The sequence below is a fragment of the Arcticibacter svalbardensis MN12-7 genome (genome assembly GCF_000403135.1).
Classification (GTDB): Bacteria; Bacteroidota; Bacteroidia; order Sphingobacteriales; family Sphingobacteriaceae; genus Arcticibacter; species Arcticibacter svalbardensis.
Genome location: NZ_AQPN01000147.1, coordinates 1 through 21,310, shown reverse-complemented (window position 1 = coordinate 21,310; position 21,310 = coordinate 1). Strand labels below are relative to the sequence as shown.

General features: G+C 39.3%; 19 protein-coding genes. 9 read left to right on the top strand and 10 right to left on the bottom strand.

Features of this window, described 5'->3' with window-relative positions; all coding sequences use genetic code 11:
• The first annotated feature begins 264 nt into the window (after positions 1 to 264).
• The 6 genes from ADIARSV_RS19990 (at position 265) to ADIARSV_RS19965 (ending at position 7,351) form a co-directional block, all read left to right on the top strand.
• Complete coding sequence (locus ADIARSV_RS19990) at positions 265 to 2,370, top strand: TonB-dependent receptor (protein WP_016197508.1); 2,106 nt, start codon at positions 265 to 267, stop codon at positions 2,368 to 2,370.
• Positions 2,371 to 2,410: 40 nt separating this feature from the next.
• Entirely contained in the window at positions 2,411 to 3,058 is a 648-nt protein-coding gene (locus ADIARSV_RS19985; RefSeq protein ID WP_016197507.1) for a hypothetical protein, read from the top strand.
• A 5-nt stretch (positions 3,059 to 3,063) separates the two neighbouring features.
• On the top strand, positions 3,064 to 4,152 hold the full coding sequence (locus tag ADIARSV_RS19980; protein ID WP_052017068.1) for a sensor histidine kinase: 1,089 nt from the start codon (positions 3,064 to 3,066) through the stop codon (positions 4,150 to 4,152).
• A complete protein-coding gene (locus tag ADIARSV_RS19975; RefSeq protein ID WP_016197505.1) occupies positions 4,145 to 4,891 on the top strand; it encodes a LytR/AlgR family response regulator transcription factor in 747 nt (248 codons plus the stop codon). Before ADIARSV_RS19980 ends, ADIARSV_RS19975 begins: the two co-directional genes overlap by 8 nt.
• A 172-nt stretch (positions 4,892 to 5,063) precedes the next feature.
• Complete coding sequence (locus tag ADIARSV_RS19970; RefSeq protein ID WP_016197504.1) at positions 5,064 to 5,771, top strand: SAM-dependent methyltransferase; 708 nt, start codon at positions 5,064 to 5,066, stop codon at positions 5,769 to 5,771.
• Positions 5,768 to 7,351 (top strand): FAD-dependent monooxygenase, encoded by a 1,584-nt coding sequence (locus ADIARSV_RS19965; protein WP_016197503.1) that lies wholly within the window; start codon positions 5,768 to 5,770, stop codon positions 7,349 to 7,351. The genes ADIARSV_RS19970 and ADIARSV_RS19965 overlap by 4 nt, the downstream gene beginning before the upstream one ends.
• On the opposite strand, the gene nadD is transcribed toward ADIARSV_RS19965, so the two are convergent.
• The 3 genes from nadD to ADIARSV_RS19950 are packed head-to-tail and all read right to left on the bottom strand — an operon-like array spanning position 7,348 to position 9,393.
• The gene (nadD, locus tag ADIARSV_RS19960; protein ID WP_016197502.1) at positions 7,348 to 7,926 is read right to left on the bottom strand and encodes a nicotinate (nicotinamide) nucleotide adenylyltransferase; all 579 of its coding nucleotides are present in this window, start codon (positions 7,924 to 7,926) and stop codon (positions 7,348 to 7,350) included. The two genes, ADIARSV_RS19965 and nadD, sit on opposite strands and share 4 nt — an antisense overlap.
• The gene (gene gmk, locus ADIARSV_RS19955) at positions 7,927 to 8,496 is read right to left on the bottom strand and encodes a guanylate kinase (protein WP_016197501.1); all 570 of its coding nucleotides are present in this window, start codon (positions 8,494 to 8,496) and stop codon (positions 7,927 to 7,929) included. It lies immediately after the preceding gene.
• Positions 8,497 to 8,529: 33 nt separating this feature from the next.
• Positions 8,530 to 9,393, bottom strand: coding sequence for a YicC/YloC family endoribonuclease (locus tag ADIARSV_RS19950; RefSeq protein ID WP_016197500.1), 864 nt, complete (start codon positions 9,391 to 9,393; stop codon positions 8,530 to 8,532).
• A gap of 154 nt (positions 9,394 to 9,547) precedes the next feature.
• Between ADIARSV_RS19950 and ADIARSV_RS19945 the strand changes: the two genes are divergently transcribed.
• Positions 9,548 to 10,243 carry a carboxypeptidase-like regulatory domain-containing protein gene (locus ADIARSV_RS19945; protein WP_016197499.1) on the top strand — a complete coding sequence of 232 codons (696 nt, stop codon included), beginning with the start codon at positions 9,548 to 9,550 and terminating at the stop codon, positions 10,241 to 10,243.
• Here the strand turns inward: ADIARSV_RS19945 and ADIARSV_RS23300 are convergent.
• Together ADIARSV_RS23300 and ADIARSV_RS19935 are read right to left on the bottom strand one after the other, a co-directional pair.
• Complete coding sequence (locus tag ADIARSV_RS23300) at positions 10,240 to 10,440, bottom strand: DUF6358 family protein (protein WP_040300777.1); 201 nt, start codon at positions 10,438 to 10,440, stop codon at positions 10,240 to 10,242. The two genes, ADIARSV_RS19945 and ADIARSV_RS23300, sit on opposite strands and share 4 nt — an antisense overlap.
• An 8-nt stretch (positions 10,441 to 10,448) precedes the next feature.
• Positions 10,449 to 10,766 (bottom strand): rhodanese-like domain-containing protein, encoded by a 318-nt coding sequence (locus ADIARSV_RS19935; protein WP_016197497.1) that lies wholly within the window; start codon positions 10,764 to 10,766, stop codon positions 10,449 to 10,451.
• A 143-nt stretch (positions 10,767 to 10,909) separates the two neighbouring features.
• On the opposite strand from ADIARSV_RS19935, the gene ADIARSV_RS19930 reads away from it, so the two are divergent.
• Positions 10,910 to 12,019, top strand: a complete 1,110-nt coding sequence (locus tag ADIARSV_RS19930) for a DUF4407 domain-containing protein (RefSeq protein ID WP_016197496.1) — start codon at positions 10,910 to 10,912, stop codon at positions 12,017 to 12,019.
• Here the strand turns inward: ADIARSV_RS19930 and ADIARSV_RS19925 are convergent.
• From ADIARSV_RS19925 to ADIARSV_RS19910, 4 genes are all read right to left on the bottom strand, one after another.
• Positions 11,994 to 12,497 (bottom strand): GNAT family N-acetyltransferase, encoded by a 504-nt coding sequence (locus ADIARSV_RS19925; RefSeq protein ID WP_040300775.1) that lies wholly within the window; start codon positions 12,495 to 12,497, stop codon positions 11,994 to 11,996. The two genes, ADIARSV_RS19930 and ADIARSV_RS19925, sit on opposite strands and share 26 nt — an antisense overlap.
• A 166-nt stretch (positions 12,498 to 12,663) precedes the next feature.
• A complete protein-coding gene (locus tag ADIARSV_RS19920) occupies positions 12,664 to 13,299 on the bottom strand; it encodes a thiamine phosphate synthase (RefSeq protein WP_016197494.1) in 636 nt (211 codons plus the stop codon).
• Positions 13,300 to 13,331: 32 nt separating this feature from the next.
• The gene (pafA, locus tag ADIARSV_RS19915; protein WP_016197493.1) at positions 13,332 to 14,984 is read right to left on the bottom strand and encodes an alkaline phosphatase PafA; all 1,653 of its coding nucleotides are present in this window, start codon (positions 14,982 to 14,984) and stop codon (positions 13,332 to 13,334) included.
• Between the two features lie 51 nt (positions 14,985 to 15,035).
• Positions 15,036 to 17,462, bottom strand: a complete 2,427-nt coding sequence (locus tag ADIARSV_RS19910) for a TonB-dependent receptor (protein WP_016197492.1) — start codon at positions 17,460 to 17,462, stop codon at positions 15,036 to 15,038.
• Positions 17,463 to 17,758: 296 nt separating this feature from the next.
• On the opposite strand from ADIARSV_RS19910, the gene ADIARSV_RS19905 reads away from it, so the two are divergent.
• Positions 17,759 to 20,656 carry a DEAD/DEAH box helicase gene (locus ADIARSV_RS19905; RefSeq protein WP_016197491.1) on the top strand — a complete coding sequence of 966 codons (2,898 nt, stop codon included), beginning with the start codon at positions 17,759 to 17,761 and terminating at the stop codon, positions 20,654 to 20,656.
• Here ADIARSV_RS19905 and aat read toward each other — a convergent pair.
• Positions 20,653 to 21,285, bottom strand: a complete 633-nt coding sequence (gene aat / locus ADIARSV_RS19900) for a leucyl/phenylalanyl-tRNA--protein transferase (RefSeq protein ID WP_016197490.1) — start codon at positions 21,283 to 21,285, stop codon at positions 20,653 to 20,655. The genes ADIARSV_RS19905 and aat overlap by 4 nt on opposite strands.
• Positions 21,286 to 21,310 lie beyond the last annotated feature (25 nt).

Sequence of the window (21,310 nt, the reverse complement as noted above, 5' to 3'; positions counted from 1 at the left end):
TCGTCTTTTTTTTATTGATTTAATTATCTGCTTTACTCACAAAAGATTGATTAAACTTCCATTCCATAACATCAGTAGCATTTCTTTTTACCGTATTTGCAATGTTGGGGCATTTGGATGATGAAACAAAATTTGTTGCCGTTTAATAAACTCCTTTATCAGCATATAATGCAGGTCATCCGAATATTCCGGCCACTCGTCAGCTTTCCCCTCTCTTTTTTCTTCTTTCAGGTCATATTTGAATAACAATTCAAATGACAGGACATGAAATCAGGTGCTTTACTCCTCATAACCATATTACTTTTTAATTATGCACAAGCGCAGACGATTGTATCCGGGACGATCAAATCCGCAAAGGGATTAGCTTTATCAAATGCCAACATCATTTTAAAGAATACCTATGATGGCGCATCATCAGATAGTACAGGGAATTTTGAGTTTACCACAGATGAAAAGGGCTTAAAAGTACTGCAGTTCTCCCTTTTAAATTATGATACCGATTCCTTGCCCGTTAATTTAAACGGAAACAAGCTTTCCCTCAATTTAACGCTTAAAGAATCTGCCAATCTTTTGGAGAGTGTGACCATTAGTGCCGGGTCATTTATAGCCGGCGATGGTAAAAAAGGCGCTATCTTAAGTTCATTGGATATTGCTACTACTGCCGGTACCCGTGCTGATGTTTTTGCTGCCCTTCAAACCTTACCCGGGACACAAACTTCCTTTTCTGAAAGCGGCCTATTTGTGCGGGGAGGTTCTGCTGCAGAGACTAAAACCTATTTTGATGGAATGCTGGTTAAAAGCCCTTTTAATGCAACAGTGCCCGATCAGGCATCAAGAGGACGGTTGTCTGCTTTTTTATTCAAAGGAACCTCTTTTTCTGCCGGTGGATATTCTGCCCAATATGGCCAGGCTTTATCTTCTGCCCTGATCCTGGAAAGTACGGATCTTCCGGAGAAAACGACTACGGGAATCTCCTTACTCACTGTAGGGGGAGGGATCGACCAAAACATCCGCTTAAAAAATAGCGCAATTACCTTTGGTGGCTATTATTATAACCTGGCACCGGCATACGCTGTGATCAAACAGGCTAATGATTATATCCATGCTCCGGAGCAATTGGGTGGAAATTTACAATATAAACTCAAGACCTCAGAAACGGGCATGTTCAAGGTATACGCTGCGTATAGTAAAACGGACTTGTCGCTGAACAGCACAAATATAAACGCACCTGATCTCCCCAATTATCTGAGTAATAATAATAAAAACGTATATGTCAATTCTACTTATAAGGACTACATCAGTCACACCTGGAAGATAGAAGCAGGTTTTGCCTATAACAAAGATGAGGATGGTGGTTTTATGTCTGCTGATGATTACGCACGAAGGGATCATTTATTGGAAGGCAAAGCAACGTTAACGCATTATTTTGGCCGCTTGTCTAATTTTAAGTTCGGTGGAGAAACCTTTAGTACCGGGCGATTTGAAAGTTTAAACGGACTTTCAAGAGCATATAATGATCAGCTAAGTTCTGGTTTTGTAGAAACGGATCTGTTTATTACACCTAAAATTGTAGCACGATTGGGTGTTCGGTCAGAGTATTCATCCTACCTGGAACAATACAATACTGCTCCCCGATTATCATTAGGGTTTAAAACGGGTAAACTGTCTCAAATATCACTTGCTTATGGCCGCTTTTATCAAAATCCAGAGGATGAATACCTGGTAATTAAACCGCTGGACTTTGAGCAGGCTGACCATTATATTTTGAAATATGAAGTGAATACACCCGAAAAGAACTTCAGAATTGAAGGGTATTATAAGGATTATGCAAAATTGACCAAGGATAATAATGGTGATCCCAACAACTCGGGTCATGGTTATGCAAAGGGATTTGAGGTGTTTTGGCGGGATAAAGCAAGTATTAAAAATGCCGATTACTGGGTTTCCTATTCTTACCTGGATACCAAAAGGAATTTCAGAGACTTTCCCATCCTCGCTACACCTGAGTTTGCGGCAAAACATACGGCATCCATGGTATATAAGCAATTTATAAGTGCGATCAATGCACAAGTAGGTGGAACCTATACCTACGCTTCAGGAAGGCCGTATGTGAACCCAAATAATCCTGATTACCTGTCAGATCGTACTAAAAGTTATAACAGTTTGAGTTTAACGGTCAGCTATTTAACACATGTCTTAAAACAGTTTTCAGTGCTGTATTTGAATGTGAACAATGTGCCCGGATTTAAAAATGTGTATGGCTATCAATATAGCACAGACGGTTTAAACAGGCGAGCAATACAACCAGCAAGAAGAGATGTGTTTATAGGCCTGTTGATGACAATAGGTGATAATACATTCGTAAGATAGAAAACAAATCAAATCCATTTATAATTTAAAAACAACAGCTATGAAAATTTTAAAAACATCGATTGTCATTTTATTCATGCTATTAAGTATCCATGGTATAGCGCAAACTCCAAACGAAAAACTAGAACTAGGAGTCAAAAAAGGCTTGGAACTCATGTCTGCGGCTCAAACATCAGATGGCTTTCTTAAAGCGGCGAATCACTTTGAACGGATTGCACAGGTGGAGCTTAAAGAGTGGACGCCAGCGTATTATGCAGCCTACAATAATCTGGTAGCAGGACTCTTGATTAAGGATAAAACGCTAAAGGATCAGTATTGGGACAAGGCCTTACTGGAAGTGGATCAGGCTGATGCAGTATCTCCTAATAACAGTGAAATTTATGCATTAAAGGGGTATATTCAATTTATGAAAATGAGTATCGACCCACAGGCAAGAATGTCGTTTATGGGTTTATCGGCGGCATCTTTGGGTAAAGCTACGGCGCTTAATCCTGATAATCCCAGGATCTATTTGATTAAGGGACAGGATACTTTTCATACTCCTGAAGCTTTTGGAGGAGGTAAGGCTAAAGCTAAGCCATTATTGGAAGAGGCAGTCGCTAAATTTGCTATATTTAAAACTAAAAATGCAATTGAACCAAATTGGGGATTGGAAGCAGCTAAATCCTTACTGGCACAGTGTAACTAAGAAAAATGTTTAAAAACTTAAATCAGGATAAGGCAAAAGGCAGGCTTAGATTTACCCGTCGCGGTTGGCTTAAACTAAATCTTTATAATTTCTTTTTAGGGCTGTTAATAGGGGTAATAATATCCCTATTAATCAGCGCTTTTTATGGAGATTGGATCAGTTTAAGACAGCTCGTCTTTAATATGCTTAGCAGTACAGTCATCACGCTCTGTATTACTAATGGTGTCTACCTGGTTGTAAGAATTGTAAAGTTTAATACAGATAATATTTGGGTATTTATCGTGATATATTACGTCACGAGTATTGTAGCCATGTTGGTTGCGATAGAATTGGTTTACTTGATAAGGGCTTACGTTTTTAATTTAGAATATCATTTCTTTCATCTTCAGGATTCAAAATTCTCTGGGGTTATTGTACTGGTGGTATGTACCGTAATGTATTTGTATAACGCACAAAAAGAAAGGCTAAATGCCCGGATTCAGGAGAAAAGTCTTGATGTGCTGAAGCTCAAACAATTGAAGACTCAGGCAGAACTGGCTACCCTTCAGTCAAAGATTAACCCGCATTTTTTATATAACTCACTCAATTCAATTGCCAGCCTAATCCATGAAGATCCGGATAAAGCGGAGAGTATGACACTTAAGCTTTCTAAATTATTCAGGTATAGCATCAACAATAGTCAGGAAGCAACGGTACAGGTGCAGGAGGAAATAGAGATCTTACGTACTTATCTGGATATAGAAAAAGTAAGGTTTGGCGATCGGATTCAATTTGTCATAGAGGTAGATGAATCGCTTTTAAAAGTTCAGATTCCAAGGTTCCTGATCCAGCCATTGGTGGAAAATGCCTTAAAACATGGTTTAAAGGATATGGCTGATCATGCATTACTCCGCATTTCGATAGTAAAAAAGGATGGACTGGTTATTTCTGTTTCCGACAATGGAATACCTTTCCCTGAAAACCTGGAGATTGGGTATGGTTTACAGAGTACATATGATAAACTTGGCTTATTATATCCGGATCATTATGAAGTGCAGATTACCAACCAGCCAATTAAACAAATCAGCATTAAAATCCCGATAACACATGGATAAAATTTGGAATACCCTGATTATTGATGATGAGGCGTTAGCCAGACTTCGTTTAAAACGGTTATTGGCTGACCAATCAACAATTAGCGTTATTGGAGAAGCTGCCAATGGTGCCGAAGGGTTGAAGCTTATTGAAAGCCTTCGTCCCGATCTGGTTTTTCTCGATATTGAAATGCCTGTCTTAAATGGATTTGAAATGTTAAGCCGTCTTTCTGTGCCTCCTAAGGTGATATTTACTACTGCCTATGATCAGTATGCGCTGAAGGCCTTTGATGAGGAGTCCGTTGACTACCTGCTGAAGCCAATTGAGAAGGAAAGGTTAGCCAAGGCGATCAACAGATTGCAGGTCCATGCTGATTATACCATTCCGCTTGATCGCCTGATCAGGCAGCTTAATGTTAAAAAGGAGATTAAAACGCTTACTGTTAAAATAGGGGATCGGATTCTTTTAGTCCGCTTGCAGGAACTTATTTATATGGAGGCAGAAGAAAAGTATGTTTTTCTAAATCAGCTGGATGGCAAAAGGCATTTAACTGATTTTACACTCTCTGCGCTTGAAGCAAAACTTCCCTCTCATTTTGTACGCATCAGTCGCAGTATCATTATCAATTCGGAGCAGATCAAAGAGATCAGGAAAGGCTTTAATGGTGCATTTTTCTTTATTATGAATGATCAACAGAATAGTAAGTTGAATTCAGGCAGGAGTTATGGAGCCAGCCTCAAGGAAGTATTTGATATATAACTAGTATATGTTGAACCTATATTGAAACTAGGTTCAATCCATGTTAAGTCCGTGTTTTTATGTACAAACATGGACTTATGTTGGACTCAACATGGGATCATTATAGAATAAATAACAATCAGACCATAAGATCAACTCTTCTTATCAGGATAAAATTGTTCAAATTTGTAGCATGTCCAAAGGAGTGCTTTTTCTTATACCGGTACCGTTAGCTGATGAATCGGCTGAACAGGTGATCCCTGCAACACAAACACCTCTCATCAACCGTCTTAAAACCTATATTGTGGAGAATGAAAAAACTGCACGTAAATGGTTAAAGGCCATGGGACTAAAAACCCCACAAAGCGAATTGATACTGTACCCCTATGGTAAACATGCTGAAAAGAATGATTTCGGTATCTTTTTTAAAGAACTGGAAGCAGGGGAAGATGTAGGATTGATGAGTGAGGCAGGTTGTCCTGCGGTTGCTGATCCGGGTTCAGATATTGTTGCCGAAGCACATCGCAGGAGCATAAAAGTAGTTCCAGTGGTAGGACCAAGTTCGATTTTACTGGCGCTGATGGCTTCCGGGTTTAACGGTCAGAACTTTGTCTTTCATGGGTATCTTCCTATTGATAAAGTGGAAAGGGCTCATAAAATAAAAGAACTGGAGTCGGTTTCAGAGCGATTGCATCAAACGCAGATTTTTATAGAGACTCCATTCCGCAATAATCAGTTGCTTGAAGAGGTGCTTCGGTCCTGTTCTGCTAAAACGCGACTCTGTGTGGCCGTTAATCTGACTGCAGAAAATGAGCAGATAATTTCACTTCCGGTAGAACAATGGCGTAAGAAAAAGGTTGACTTCCATAAAATACCAGCTATTTTTCTGTTACTTAAATGATTAAACTGCCTGAGCACAGTACTGTTGTTATAGTAGGAGCCGGGCCTTCGGGGTTAATGATGGCGGCACAACTGCTGCGTTACGGGATTCAACCGGTCATCATTGATGCGAAAAAAACATTAACCAGGCAGTCTCGGGCCTTAGTTCTTCATTCCAGATCTGTAGAAGTTTTCCGTCAATTAAAGCTTGATGAGGCCTTGTTAAAAACGGGTAATCGGGTTTCGAGGATCAGCTTTCATGAGGAAGAGAAGAAACTGGAGCTTAATTTTGATATTCAGACACTTTATCCTTTTATGCTGGTTCTGGAACAAGGAAAGACAGAAAGGATTCTTCTGGAAGATCTAACGAAACATGCTTGTCCGGTTTACTGGAATACCCGTATAGAGGAAAGTCGGCAAACCGATGAAAAGGTATTCCTGCATGTGAATCAGGAAGGGACGGAAAGGGACCTTACCTGCGACTGGCTGATTGCCGCAGATGGGATTTCAAGTAAAGTCCGCGCCTTGCATCGGATTCCTCTATCGGGGAGCAGTAAGCTTCATCACTACTTCCTTGCCGATTTGAAATTAACTACTGATATGGCTTGGGAATCCGTACATATCTTTTCTAAAAGGGAAGGGTTTCTGGAGATTATTCCATTGAGGGATCAGCAGATCCGCTGTACCGGGGTCATCCCCAATTCGCTAAAACAACGTGAGAACCTCAGCTTTGAGGATATTAAACCATATGTAACGTTCATACTTGGCGTTCCGTTGAACGTAGATTCCTGTAGCTGGTTCAGCACCTATCAGTTAAGTCATCGGATGGCAGAACGGTTTCGGTCAAGGCGGATGTTTCTTATTGGGGATGCTGCACATCATCATTCACCTTTAGGGGCGCAGGGAATGAATAGCGGCCTTCAAGATGCTGCTAATTTAGCTTGGAAGCTGGCGGGTGTGCTGAATAACGAATTTAACACTTCTATTCTCGATACGTATGCCAGGGAGCGCATGTCGGTGGCTAAAAGCTTATTAAGGACAACAGACCGGTTTTTTGCTCTTCTTACATCAGCTAATTACTTTATAAAAGTGGCTATAAATGGCTTTATCAGGAAGCGTCTGCTGCAATTTATAGGACATCCTGCTTCTAAGAAATGGTTACTTGAAAGGATTTCTCAGCTTTCTATTCATTATAGAAATAGTAAATTATCGGTTCATCATTCCAATACAACACACGTTCGGGCAGGCGATAGGTTACCTTTCCTTCCTGTGTTTGATGAAAAATTAAAGGAGTCTACAGATCTTCATTCCTGGTGTGCTAAGCCAGGCTTTACTTTGCTTGTTATAGGGGAACTGAGTGCCCGTTCATTGGCCCTTTTGGCTAAATGGATTAAAAGCAGTTATCCATTCAACCTTAACTTTTATTATTTACCACCCTCGGAAAGCAATAAGAGCATATTCGAAACCTTTGAGATTAAAGAGAATGCAAAGAAGGCTATACTCGTACGTCCGGATTTATACATCGGGTATATTCATGATGTAGTTGATCTGGAATTAATCGATATTTATCTGAAAGAGGTAATTGGCTGGCGAAAGTCTTAAAGGCTGCCGTAGAGGTTTTTAGAATCAATAAAGCGTAAAACGGCATCGGGAATTAAAAATTCAACAGACTTTCCTTCTTTTAAAGATTTGCGGATAAAAGTGGATGATATCTCCATTAAAGGCGTGTTTGTCATCGTAACTGAAGGGTGATCCATGATCTCCATGTGTTCAATTCCCGGTCGTGGGTAGACAATGATCTTATAGTCCCTGAGCAGTAGTTCGTAGTTTTTCCACTTCTTTAACGAAGCAAGGTTATCAGCGCCCATGATGAGACTGAAAGTATGCTCAGGATAGCGCTCGGTTAAATGAGTGAGCGTATCAATGGTATAGGAGGGCTTAGGGAGTTTAAATTCAGCATCACTGACTGCTATTTTTTCGGAGTTTTCTGTAGCCAGTTTAGCCATCTCCAGGCGATCGTACATATTGATCAGTGCGTTCTTGTCCTTCAATGGATTATGGGGAGATACCATCATCCATACCTTTTCAAGTTCTGTATAATTGGCCATGTAACTGGCAATGATCAGATGCCCGATATGTATCGGGTTAAAAGAGCCGAAGAAAAGACCAATTTTCATTTAACACGTTATGAAATCTGCAATTAACTTTTCAGCATCCTCACAAGCAGTCTTCAGATCATTATTAGGAAGAATGACGTCAAAAAGGGGAGCATATCTAAGCTCTTTATCTGCTTTGGCAATGCGTTCTTTAAGTTTTTGGGGACTATCGGTGCCTCTAGCTGAAAGACGCTCAATCAATACCTCCAGAGATGGTGGCTGAACAAATATGGCTAAGGCATTATCGCCAAACTTCTTTTTTAATCTTAAGCCTCCTTGTACGTCAATATCAAAGACAACACATTTCCCTTTTTCCCAGATACTTTCAATTTCTGAGTTTAGGGTTCCGTAGAAGGTGCCAGAGTAAACTTCCTCAAATTCGGCAAACTCGTGTTTGGCTACCTTATGCAGAAACTGCTCTTTAGTGATGAAGTAATAATCTTTTTTGTGGGTTTCTATACCTCTGGACTCACGGGTGGTAGCAGATATAGAGAAACATAACTGGGGGAAACGTTCCAGGAGATGGTGAACAATTGTTGTTTTACCCGCTCCTGATGGCGCTGAAAATATAACAAGTTTGCCTTGTGACATATTGTGATAAGTATTATATAAATAAAACTGCGCCTAAAGTACGTTCAATAGTTGCTCTTTAGCTTTTTCAAGCTCTTCTTTCATACCAACAACAATTTGTTGAATTTTGGCATCATTTGCTTTAGAACCCATTGTATTGACTTCACGACCGATCTCCTGGGAAATGAATCCTAGTTTTTTGCCGTTAGCATCATTTGATTTTAACGCAGCCATGAAATAATTGCAATGACTTTTTAGTCGTATTTTTTCTTCAGTAATATCAAGCTTGTCGATATAAAAGATCAATTCCTGCTCAAATCTGTTTTTATCTGTATTCTCTTTGCCTACATATTCCTCAAGAAGTTGGGCGATACGCTCTTTAATGGCAGGGATACGCTTTGGATCCTGTTCTTCAACAAGAGCTAATCCCTGGAGGATATTTGTAATCCGTAATTCGAGGTCTTTTTGCAAGACATTACCTTCATCTTTTCTAAAAGTTTGAAAGTTATTCATTGCCTGAGTAAAAGTTCCCTGTAAATGTTTCCATTCCTGGTCAGAGATCACATCCTCTTCGTACCGGATTACTTCCGGAAAGTTTAGTGCTAACTGAAGCAGGTTATTGCCGTTATCATTTAAACTTGCCGCAGCCGTTTTTAGTTGGTTGTAGTAAAGATATAGGAGTTCCTGATCGATTGTTGCGGTCTTTTTTTCATTAGTCGCATATTCAACAGTTACGGCTATGTTCACTTTTCCACGTTCAATTTGCTTGGAGCAATCGTTCCGTAAAATAAGTTCTTTGTCTGAAAATGCTTTAGGAAGTTTTAATGCTAGTTCCAGAAATTTACTGTTAAGTGATTTGATCTCGACAGTATATTTGGTATTACCAAAATCATCAGAGGCTATACCATAGCCGGTCATTGACTTAATCATTGACAAAGATACTAATCTCGTAGAACTATTTTTAACAAGGCTTCGTTATATAATAAATTTCAAAGACAAATCAATATATAAGTTAGATTTGTAGTACAATATGAGCACAAATCGCATAATTCCGTTTGTTTTGACCACTTTGATGTTATGCTGCTTTTTTCAGAGTTATGCACAATCTATAAAAGGGCAGCAAGGTGCTATTTTAAAGGCGGGAAGTAATTTGCGGATTAGTGGAGCAAACATTAAAAATCAGCGGAGTAATTTTAGTGTCGTATCTAATGAGCTGGGGATCTTTACTATTCTATCTTCAGCGGGAGATACGCTTGAAGTATCGGCGATGGGCTATATGACCAAATATATTGTGGTTTCCAACTTTCAAGATGTGATTCTCTATCTTCAGGAAATTACCCAGCTGGATGAAGTGGTGGTAAATGGGAAGTCGTTGGAAGCGGATCTTAATGACATCAGGAATGCTTATAAGAGTAAAGGTTCCTATTTTAGTGGTAAACCGCCTGTACTTGCTTATATTTTTAGTCCATTGTCCGCACTTGGTGACCGATTTGGCAAAACAGGGAAACGTGCCAGGCGCTTTAATAACTTTGCCTCGCAGGAACTTGAATATCAGGAAGTGACGAGAAAGTTTAATGATTTATCTATCAACACTGCGGTACCAGCAATTACGCCGGAAGAATTGCCTGACTTCAGATCAGATTATATGCCTACATTGGAGCAGGTTCGCTTATGGAATGAATATGATATGGTCGTTTATATCCGTAAATCGTATAATGAATTTAAAGCCATTAAACAACAAGAAAAAGGAACAGTACCTGCTCCTTAAATCTTATTGTTTCTTTTCTTTATTAGCTCATTAACCTCTTTTTTAAGCTTAATCTTTAAGAATATGATAAAAGCGGATAGGACTACGGAGCCAAGTGTGATGGCATATTGACCATCTTTAGCGCTCCAGAACACACATAACACTAAAATTATTAAAGCTAAGTTGTATAATACATTAAGAAAAATCTTTTTTCCCATTGGATCTATTAATATACAGGCATTGATGGATCAATTTTTTCTTTCCAAGCCAATATTCCACCTTCCAGATTATATAGATTTTCTAAGTCCAGCGTTTGTTCCAGTTGCATAATAGCAGCAGCACTTCTTTTGCCACTTCTGCATTGAACAATCACAGGTTTATCTGTTGCAATTTTATCCGATTCAATTAAAATGCCCGATAAAGGAATGTTTTCGCCATTCAGGTTAGATACCTCATATTCAAAAGTTTCTCTAACATCTATTAACTGAAAATCTTCGCCATTATCTATTTTCTGTTTAAGCTCTTCAACTGTAATTTCTTTCATGACATCAAGTTTGTATATTCAAAGATATGAATTATGATGAAACATACCAGTTGCTTGTTCCAAAGCGTTATAATATCGTAATTTTACATCCTACTGTAACAAGTTCCACCTGCAGCTGTTCTAATAAATGATTATATCAATAGATGAAAAATCTTAATCAATTCTTCTGGTTTTGTTCAGGAGTACATATCAATACATTAAAAGATTATCCTACCGAGCAAAATAAGTATGTAGGAATTGGGGCTACCATTTTTTTTACCGCATTATTCGCATCTCTCTCCGGAGGGTATGCCATGTATTTTGTGTTTTCTGGTGATGCGGCTGCGGTGTTTTTTGCTATCCTGTTTGGGATTATCTGGGGACTCGCGATCTTTAATATGGACCGTTATATTGTATCCAGCATCAGTAAAAACGGGACAGTAAACAAACAAATTCTACAGGCTACTCCACGGATTCTCTTAGCTTTTATGATTGGTATCGTGATATCAAGGCCTCTGGAACTTAAGATTTTCAATAAGGAGATTCGGGAGAAATTAAAACTCTCTTATTTAAATGGGCAACGTTCTAAAATTGATACCCTGAATAATACGTTCACCTATAAATATGGATTGGAGTTAAAGAAGATTAAAGATCTGGTGACTGAGCGGGATTCGCTTACCACTGATATAAACAGGTCCCGTTACCTTTTAAACCAGGAGATCTTTGGTGATAAAACAAATCAGACTTCAGGTCAAGTAGGATACGGGACTTACGCGAAGCAAAAGGAAGAGGTGCTTGCTCAAAAAGTGAATCGTCTCGGCGTGGTAAATAATGATATTACCGCGATGGAAGGCTTTATAAGGCAACGCAGAGATTTGGATGGGATTACCAGTGAGCGCATGTTTAGCGGTAAACAGCTGGATAGTTTAGCTAATGTTGCCGGTTTTGCTGATCGGAACTGGGCGTTAGGACAATTAAGTTTTAAAGCAGATGGCTCCCGGGAGTTGGGAACTTTTCTTGCTATTTCTTTTATCGGATTGCTATTTATTCTTTTTGAATGTTTGCCTGTATTCGTTAAACTGATGAGTGATAAGGGTCCTTATGATGTTGCCTTAAAGAATACGGAAGAGTCGTCAATCCATGGATCATTTAAAAATAAAGACTATCACATAGCCGTTATTGATAATGTACAGGAAACGAAAATAGAGGCTGAAACAGAAAGGCAAAAAAGGGAGATTATTAATTCTTCTAAATCAGCTGTTTACGAAGAATAAAGTCGTTCATCCAATAGTTATAATAGGGGATATCCTCTTCTTTAAAAATTTCGAAACCTTGTCTTTTGTAAAAGTCAAACGCCTTGTTCTGCCTGTTTACATTAAGCTCCAACTTTGAAATGCCTGCTTTTAAAGATTCATTTTCAATGTATTGAAGAAGGAGTCTGCCTATACCTTTACCATGCTCTGCATGCTGAACATAAAGCTTATGTACTTTTAAAAGAGTAGGATCAGTATCTGATATAGAGTACCCTGCAAAAGCAACAGCAGTATTTAAGTCTTCAGCCAGCATAAATATAATTCCCTTGTTAATCAGATGAGTTAACGCTTCTATGGAGTACATATGGTCCAGCATGAATCGTATTTGCTCTTCTGACAAGATACCGCGGTAGGTTGGCCACCAAATATCTTCTGCCAATTGATGTATTACAGGTAAGTCTTCTATTGTGGCTGTGCGTATAGTGATGGTCGAATTCATTAGTAGTTTTGAATGTTATAAAAAAACGAATAGCTGTCTTGAGAATTAATTATATTCTTTAAGACAGCTATTCGTTTTTTATCGTTAGTACTCAATTTTTTATTTTATTTCTGGGCGCAATGAAAGGTCGGTTGACCTTGTATAACGAAGAAGACATAAATTCGATTTAATGCAGCTTTTTATAGATTTCCTTAAACGCTATTGAAGGATCGGGTGACAAGTTTACTGCTGCAGACACGGCAACCCCATATACTCCTGCTTTCAAGAGTGCATCAACATCATCTGCGATAACACCACCTACTGCAAGTAAGGGGATCGATATTCCTCTTTTTTTCATCTCCTCTGTAATAAGCAGATAGCCATTTATGCCAAGTAGAGGATAATCGTTAGGTTTAGTAAGCGTTATTCTCAATGGTCCGCAGCCTATATAATCCACAACCTTGCTGTCTGCAATACGTTGGATATCTGCTATAGTATTAGCAGAAGCACCGAGCGTTTTATCTGGCCCTATTTCTTTCCTTATTGATTTAAAATCAGCATTCATATCTTCAATATGAATCCCCTGGATATCTGCTTTTGAAATTAAGGAGATATGATCGGTGACGATCAGGGTTGTGCCCCAATCATCACAAACCTCAGCTATTCGGTTAATATCATCTAAAAGTTGCTCTTCATCTTTAGAAAAACAACGGTATTGGATCCAGTTTGCTCCATTTTGACATGCTATCATGACCTGTTCCAAGTGGCTCCTTCCAGAAAGATCCTGTGTCAGGTAATGGAATTTTGATATATACTTTTGCATGTTTTTTTAATTATTTACCTTTTATTAAAAGGTTATTTACTCTCAGATATCAAAGCTTCTGTAACCGGTTTGCCAATGTTTCCATTAGGTGCCTGGATATGAAGTAAGGCAGATATGGTAGGGGCAATATCAGTCATGGCAACCGGACGATTGGTGGCCCCATGTTTAATTCCCCATCCCATCAATACAAAGGGAATATGCGCATCATAAGGGTTCCATGTACCATGTGTGGTACCTGTTGCTCCTCCACTATAAAAGCCTGGCTTCAATACGATTTGAATGGCGCCGCTTCTTTCTTTGTTATATCCGTTAATAATTCGGGTTTTTAACTGCTCAGGTACAGAGGCTTGGCTTGCCTTTTCCATTTCAACAACATAAGCAACATCACTTCTTTTATTGAGATATTCAATACATGTTTTGATAATAGCAGATTCATCCAGCTTGTTTTTCTCCATTACTAAGTTGTTGAGATTTACCTGATAGTTTGGCAGACCAAGAACGAGGTTTGGTTGCTTAAACTCTTTTTCTAATAAAGCATTTAAATCTTTAGTAACCACACTGGAAGGAAATAAACCTGCAGGAATATGATGTGACAATAAAAAATTAGGGTTATGTGCAGCACCATGATCAGCAGAAAGGAAAACGGTATAGTTTCCTTTCCCTACTTTGTTATCCAGATAGGTTAAAAACGATGCAATATCCTGATCAAGACGTAAATAAGTGTCTTCGATCTCTATGGAATTAGGACCAAATTGATGACCCACATAGTCAGTTGATGATAAACTTACGGCTAAGAAATCGGGTACATCACCTTGTCCCATTTGCTCATTGTCGATAGTGGATTTTGCCATATCGAGGGTTATTGAGTTTCCATAAGGAGTAGCCCGTATAGCTGAAAAATCTTTTTTATACATGGTAGAGGTCTCGTATGGAAATACAGGAGCATTTACACCAGGAAACTTTCCTTCAAAGGGACTATCATCTTTTTCACTCTGCACATAGGTATTAATAGGATATAAGGTATTCCAGTTTTTGTCCAGATATTTCTGAGCCAGCTTCTGCGCGTTTACTGTTTTAACCCATGTTGGAAGATCTTTCATGTAATAGGTACTTGTAATCCAGTTGCCCGTTAAATCATCAAACCAATAGGCGGCATTTGCGGCATGTCCCCCAGGTAAGATTCCTCCTCTGTCTTTTATGGCAATGCCTATTGTTTTAGCGCGAAAGTTAGTAGCCAGCTTCAATTCATCAGTTACTGTGGTAACCAGTAAATTATTGGGTGACATTTCACCTGCACTAGAAGTGCTGCCTACTGTTTTGGCTGTGCTGTCATCTGTGCAATACATGGATTTTCCGGTTGCCTGAACGATAAAGTCGTTGCCGGCAATGCCATGAAGTGAAGGGACCGATCCGGTATAAATAGTGGAATGTCCAATGGCAGTGACAGTTGGGATGTAATCAATATTTGTATTCTCGCATGAGAATCCTTCCTGAAGAAGACGTTTAAATCCGTTTTTAGAATATCTCTCCTGGTATCTGTAAAGGTAATCCCATCTCATTTGATCGACCACAATCCCAACAACAAGTTTGGGTCTTTCTATCGAAGAGGAAGTACTTTTTTTCTGCGCCGAAGCACCAATGGTAAGCAAAATGAATGCAGTACCAAATAGATAGCTTAATTTCATTTTTTTGAATGTGTGAGCTCAAATATCGTAAATCCTTCAGTACTATTCTTATTAAAACTTTAAACTTAACGAAAGCATAAAGTTCCGTGTCGCCTGTGGAAAATAGTTATTACTTGTGGTTTGAACTCCGTAATAAGTAAAACTATAGGTGTATCCATTTGACTCATAGAGCTCACTGAAAATATTGTTAGCCAGTAAGGTGATGCCGATGTTTTTTACCTTTCCAAGGGAGGTATTGTAGCCTAAACGCAAATCGTTAACAAAAAAGGCATCTAATTTACGGGTGTTGTTGGAGGTATTATCCAAATATTGCTTGCTTACATATTTACTTAACAATCCGATCTCTGCCTTTTTGAATGGGCGGAAGGATAATTCACTTGAGCCTACAAATGAGGGGGAAAAGGCAATATTCGTATGGGTATGATTGAAACTGTCATTAATTTTGGTGTCGTAGTTGTACACGTATTCCGTAAAATCTTTGATCTTATTCCGGCTCAGATTAGCGGTAACTCCCCAGCTTAGATTAGGAAGCAGGGCAATTTGTACATCTGCTTCTGCTCCCAGGCGATAACTGTCGGCTACATTTTGCCTCAAAGCCTCTCCTTCTGTGTTTAATTGTCCGGTTAAAACTAATTGGTCTTTGTAGATCATCCAATAGCCATTTAGTCCTGCTTTAATTGAATTGCCGGTGAAACGATATCCTGCTTCCAGGTCCTTCATGTTTTCGCTTACAGGACTCAAACCTGCAGCTATATTGACATAATCATCCCGGTTAGGTTCTTTATTGGCTACTGCAATGGAGGCGTAAACATTGCTTTCATTATTCAGCAGGTACGTAATTCCAGCTTTTGGATTGAAAAAGTTAAGCTTGTCATGTATGTTTAGCTCTATTCTGCTTTTATCTGTTCCGGTGATGTCATAGCCAATTTTGCGGTATTGCAGATCTCCGTATAAAATCAGACTTCCTAGCTCATAGGTCGCTTTTCCATAGATATTGAAATCGGTTTTGAACCCATTTCCGTTATAATAGCGATCTCCAGGTTGTCCGTTAGAATTAAAAGTAGCCCAGGTAACTTCCCCAAAATGGTCACCATCATATTCATTATAAGCGCCACCCAGAGTGAAATTAAACCGTGTTGTTGGCTTATAGGTTAACGAATAAGTTATTCCGTAAAAATCATTATCCAGCCATCTGCGGCGTACTAAATCTGTGCTTTTAACTGTATCTGAACCTAAAATCACATTTGCAAGACCATAATCTTTTAAGTCCTGCTCATTTTTATATTCTTCATAATAACCACTTCCATGGGTATAATGCAGGGCTGTATTTAGAGACAGCTGATCATTAAAGGTATGGGTATAGAAGGCTTGGTAATGGTTTTGGGTGTAATTATCAGTTTGGTTTTTATATAGGAAGGAATTGTATTTCCGTTTGTCCGAATGGAATAAGTTGGATGAGTCAGCTGGTGTAAAAAAAGATTGGCCTTTATTGTTTTGATAATAAGCCCCCAGTTCCGCTGGTGTTCCTTTCAGTTTTTCTTCAGGAATACCATTCCAGGCCTGATAGGTTTTCTCGTCTCCTGAGAATATGTTTGCGCGCAACAGATCTTTTTTGCCATAATAGGCTCCGGATAGGAAATAGGACTTCAGGTTGGATGCCCCTCTGTCAATATAACCGTCTGATTTAATCCTTGAAAGTCGTCCGTCAAAGGTGAACTTACCATTGATTAGTCCGGTTCCAATATTAACCGTATTCTTCCAGGTGTTGAAAGATCCGAAGGTGTTGTTCACTTCGGCATAGGCAGAATCCCTGCGGGTAGTGGTTTGAATATTTAAACTTCCGCCGAAAGCACCTGCCCCATTTGTGGAGGTACCTACTCCCCTTTGGATCTGGATGTTATCTACAGATGATGCAAAATCAGGAATGTTGACAAAAAAGGAACCCTGACTTTCCGCATCGTTTAATGGGATTCCATTTAGGGTTACATTTACGCGGGTGGCGTCACTTCCTCGGATTCGGATCCCGGTATAGCCAATTCCTGTACCTGCATCTGAAGATACGACTACAGAAGGGGTCTGGTTAAGAAGAAAAGGCAAATCCTGACCGTGATTATACTTTTCAAGTTCTTGTTTGTCGAGGTTCTTGTAAGTGGTAGCCGTATTTGCTGTAGCTCTGGTAGCTTTTACGATCACTTCATCGGTAATAATGTTTGTGGGTGCCATTGCAGCATTGAAGATCCGGTCGTTGGTCAGGCTTATTGTTGTACTTATTTCGGAGAAACCAATAAAGCGAAAAGTTAACGTATAAGTTCCGGCTTTTAATCTTGAGATCTTGTAATCCCCGTTAGAATTGCTCTTTATTAACGTATTTCCGCTCAGTATACTTGCTCCTGAAAGAGGTTGACGGCTAGAACGATCTGTAATTGTTCCGGAGATTGAGTACTGTGCCCATCCTAAAGCAGGAAGCAGGAGCGCCATAAGGGCTACTAAGTAAATTTTTTTCAAAACTAAATTTTTTTAAATATGAATGCGTATTGGGGCTACACGCAATTATCTTTGTTACAATTCCTACGCCGGCATTATCCGGATCAGGTTCACGGAGAAAAGTATACGCTTTTGTATAACAATCCTTCCGATGGGTGTAATCTCAGCCTGTTTTTACACAAGCACCCCTTAAGACAATACGAAGTTAAGTATCAAATTTTGAAATACCTATTTTTCTGCTTATTTTTATGATTTTTAACTTAGGCTTATTTTCCTTATTTTACATATTCATGCTTCGTGTTGATAGTTCCAAGCCTTTTAAAGTTGTGTATTCATTGTGCAAACATGAGTACCTTGGTTGGTTAATAGAACCTCATGTGGTTCAGTTAAACTCCGATGGAGGCTTTTCTCTTACCTACCAAAGGCTTTTTTCAAATACCATACAGGAGTTTTCCAAGGAGTTCGATGAGATAGATTTTAAACTGATCAAGCTTCTGGATGAAACTGAACAATCTCATGTCATTAAGCGGTATTATAAAAAGCTAATCCGTCCGGCAGAATTCTTTGCGCGGATCTTTGATGATAAATTATTTCAGATTATCCGTCCCAAAATAGAAAAACGTCTTATTGAAGCGATCACTTTACTGCGACATAAAGGATTCTACCTGATGAGCAGGGAAGGCTGGCCGGTAGATCATCTGCTTGAAATCGCTGAAGAACCTGCATCTGTGTTATTTCATTTCCGGCGTAATGAAGAAGAGACGCGTTATTTTCCAACCATAAAATATAAGGGTACTCGCATCGAATTTATGTTTAAGGATGCGCAGATCGTTTGCAATGAACCAGCCTGGTTGTTATTGGAGAATGTGGTGTATAACTTTCAGGATGAAATGGAAGGGAAAAAACTGCAGCCTTTTCTTAATAAACGGTTTATTTCCATTCCCAAGACTTCTGAAAAAAACTATTTTGAACGATTTGTAGCTCCTCTTATTGAGAAACATAATGTGTTTGCGGATGGATTTCAAATCAATACAGAAAAGTTTGATGCCATTCCAGTGTTAAAAGTTGATTTTATACCCGGTGGAACATCAAGGCTGGAACTCTTATTTAAATATGGGGAATATACTTTCCCTGCCGGGGTGGGAAGGAAGGTTTCTGTGCGTATGCAAATAGAAGGTGATGACTATATTTTCCATCGCATCAAGCGTTCGCAACTCTGGGAGAAGAATAAACTGGATGAGTTATTACATCTTGGCTTAAAGAAAACCACTGATCTCTTTAGTCAATTCGAAGTAGAACCTGTATCAGAGGAAACAGACCCTGCTCTTTCTATCATAGAATGGCTGAATACCAATCATGCTGCACTGGCTGAATTGAACTTTGTAATCGAACAGGTTGAAGGGAAGAAACGTTTTCTGTTTGGTACCAGTAAGGTAGAACTCGACTTCCAGGAGAATAATGATTGGTTCGACCTGAAAGCGGTTGTCTTTTTTGGGCCTTATCAGATTCCATTTATTGATCTGCGCCATCATATTTTAAATAAAATAAGGGAATATGTATTGCCATCTGGCGAAATAGCCATTATTCCCGAAGAATGGTTTGCCCAATATGGTAATCTGATGATGTTTACTGAGCTTCATGGTCAGCATTTACGACTTAAAAAGCACCATATTGGACTGATTGCCGATTATGCGAATAGTGAGTTGGCAACCATTACTATGGGAAGAAAACTTCAAATGCTCAGTGCCTTTGAGGAAATCGAGGAGGCTCCTGTACCTGTTAATTTTAAAGGGGTATTGCGCCCCTATCAGAAAGCCGGTTATGATTGGTTTCATTTCCTCCGTAAATATCACTTTGGAGGATGTCTGGCTGATGATATGGGTCTGGGTAAAACAGTGCAAACGCTTGCACTGCTGCAAAAAATAAAAGAGGAAAATGTAAAGGAAGGCACATTGTCTACTTCTTTGATCATTATGCCTACCTCTTTAATTTATAACTGGGAGAATGAAGCGGGCAAGTTTGCACCTGAATTGAAGATACTTGTACATACAGGGAGTCTGCGAAATAAAGATCTCAGCCGCTTTCTTGAATATGATGTGGTGTTAACCACTTATGGCATTACCAGGGTCGACATCGAGCTGATGGTGCATATCTATTTTCATTATATCATTTTAGATGAGAGTCAGAATATTAAGAATCCCGCATCAAAAGCTTATAAAGCCGTAAGGCAGCTAAAATCAAAGAATAAGTTGATCCTTAGCGGAACGCCCGTAGAAAATACGGTGAACGATCTTTGGGCGCAGATGTCCTTCATTAACCCTGGGTTGCTTGGAACCCAGACGTTCTTTCAAAATGATTTTACAAACCCCATAGAGAAAAAGAAAGATGATGAAAAAGCGAAGAAACTGCTCGCTTTAATCAAACCTTTTGTATTAAGGCGCACAAAGAATCAGGTTGCCAAAGAACTTCCTGACAAAACAGAACAGCTTTTTTATTGCCGTATGACCGATGATCAGGCTGAATATTATGAAAATGTGAAATCTGAATATCGGAATGCACTGTTGGATTCCTTAGAAGACGGCACGTATGTGAAATCACAGATACAGGTGTTACAGGGATTAACCAGACTTCGACAGATTGCCAATCACCCGCTGATGGTGGATAAGGAATACGAAGGGGAATCTGGTAAGTTTGAAAATGTAATCCATACCCTGGAAAATGTGTTAGCAGAAGGTCATAAAGTATTGGTGTTTTCTCAGTTTGTAAAACAGCTTGATATCTACAGGGCCTATCTGGATAAAGAAAATGTCACCTACGCTTATCTGGATGGAAGCACGAAGAACCGGGGTGAGGTAGTAGAAGGATTTCAGCGGAATGATGAAATTAAGTTATTCCTTATTTCATTAAAAGCGGGAGGTGTAGGGCTCAATCTTACTGAGGCTGATTATGTGTTTCTTCTTGATCCCTGGTGGAACCCTGCTGTGGAGCAACAGGCAGTAGACCGCACACATCGGATAGGCCAGACTAAAAATGTGTTTATTTATAAGTTTATCACTAAAGATAGTGTAGAGGAAAAGATTCTTGCCTTACAAAATAGAAAGCGGATTGTAGCCGAAACGCTTATTACTACCGAAGAAAGCTTTGTAAAATCATTATCACCAGAGGATATCAGGGATATTTTAAATTAAATCCCGACATAAGGGAGGAATAAGTTCCTTCTTAACATTTCAGCGCCCAGTGTAGCCAAATGTTCGCTATAGATCTGGCAGTCAATCAACGCATAAAGGTTGGTATGACACAGCCAGATCAAGGCAATTTTAGAGGCATTGCTAACATTGCTAAACATACTCTCGCCGCAAAATGCCTTCCCGGAACTGATGCCATACAAGCCGCCGACCAGTTGATCGTCCTGCCATACTTCAACTGAATGGGCTATTCCCATTTGATGCAGACGGATATAGGCCTCCTGCATGTCCGTGGTGATCCATGTACCATCCTGATCCTTCCGCTCTTTTGCTGCACAGGCGCTAATTACTTCTTCGAAAGCTGTATCACTAGTTACTCTGAATTTTCCTGATCTTAAAGTCTGACGCATACTTTTAGAAATTGTGATCTTTTCAGGGAATAAAACAAAGCGTTCATGTGGGGAATACCATAAGATAGGAGAATCATCCGAATACCAGGGGAAAATGCCATTATGGTAGGCATTTATGAGTCGTTGAGCGGTTAAATCGCCACCAACAGCCAATAGGCCATCCTCTTCTGCCAGTTCTGCAGGAGGGAAACGGGCATCCAGATCATCAAGCTCAAATATCATCGGTACAAAAATAGCATTAAACTTA

What these genes read in the sequence shown, in the direction of transcription:
- ADIARSV_RS19990 (WP_016197508.1), top strand. Translation starts at nt 265, where the DNA reads ATGAAATCAGGTGCTTTACTCCTCATAACCATATTACTTTTTAATTAT.
- ADIARSV_RS19985 (WP_016197507.1), top strand. Translation starts at nt 2,411, where the DNA reads ATGAAAATTTTAAAAACATCGATTGTCATTTTATTCATGCTATTAAGT.
- ADIARSV_RS19980 (WP_052017068.1), top strand. Translation starts at nt 3,064, where the DNA reads ATGTTTAAAAACTTAAATCAGGATAAGGCAAAAGGCAGGCTTAGATTT.
- ADIARSV_RS19975 (WP_016197505.1), top strand. Translation starts at nt 4,145, where the DNA reads ATGGATAAAATTTGGAATACCCTGATTATTGATGATGAGGCGTTAGCC.
- ADIARSV_RS19970 (WP_016197504.1), top strand. Translation starts at nt 5,064, where the DNA reads ATGTCCAAAGGAGTGCTTTTTCTTATACCGGTACCGTTAGCTGATGAA.
- ADIARSV_RS19965 (WP_016197503.1), top strand. Translation starts at nt 5,768, where the DNA reads ATGATTAAACTGCCTGAGCACAGTACTGTTGTTATAGTAGGAGCCGGG.
- nadD (WP_016197502.1), bottom strand. Translation starts at nt 7,926, where the DNA reads ATGAAAATTGGTCTTTTCTTCGGCTCTTTTAACCCGATACATATCGGG.
- gmk (WP_016197501.1), bottom strand. Translation starts at nt 8,496, where the DNA reads ATGTCACAAGGCAAACTTGTTATATTTTCAGCGCCATCAGGAGCGGGT.
- ADIARSV_RS19950 (WP_016197500.1), bottom strand. Translation starts at nt 9,393, where the DNA reads ATGACCGGCTATGGTATAGCCTCTGATGATTTTGGTAATACCAAATAT.
- ADIARSV_RS19945 (WP_016197499.1), top strand. Translation starts at nt 9,548, where the DNA reads ATGTTATGCTGCTTTTTTCAGAGTTATGCACAATCTATAAAAGGGCAG.
- ADIARSV_RS23300 (WP_040300777.1), bottom strand. Translation starts at nt 10,440, where the DNA reads ATGGGAAAAAAGATTTTTCTTAATGTATTATACAACTTAGCTTTAATA.
- ADIARSV_RS19935 (WP_016197497.1), bottom strand. Translation starts at nt 10,766, where the DNA reads ATGAAAGAAATTACAGTTGAAGAGCTTAAACAGAAAATAGATAATGGC.
- ADIARSV_RS19930 (WP_016197496.1), top strand. Translation starts at nt 10,910, where the DNA reads ATGAAAAATCTTAATCAATTCTTCTGGTTTTGTTCAGGAGTACATATC.
- ADIARSV_RS19925 (WP_040300775.1), bottom strand. Translation starts at nt 12,497, where the DNA reads ATGAATTCGACCATCACTATACGCACAGCCACAATAGAAGACTTACCT.
- ADIARSV_RS19920 (WP_016197494.1), bottom strand. Translation starts at nt 13,299, where the DNA reads ATGCAAAAGTATATATCAAAATTCCATTACCTGACACAGGATCTTTCT.
- pafA (WP_016197493.1), bottom strand. Translation starts at nt 14,984, where the DNA reads ATGAAATTAAGCTATCTATTTGGTACTGCATTCATTTTGCTTACCATT.
- ADIARSV_RS19910 (WP_016197492.1), bottom strand. Translation starts at nt 17,462, where the DNA reads ATGGCGCTCCTGCTTCCTGCTTTAGGATGGGCACAGTACTCAATCTCC.
- ADIARSV_RS19905 (WP_016197491.1), top strand. Translation starts at nt 17,759, where the DNA reads ATGCTTCGTGTTGATAGTTCCAAGCCTTTTAAAGTTGTGTATTCATTG.
- aat (WP_016197490.1), bottom strand. Translation starts at nt 21,285, where the DNA reads ATGATATTTGAGCTTGATGATCTGGATGCCCGTTTCCCTCCTGCAGAA.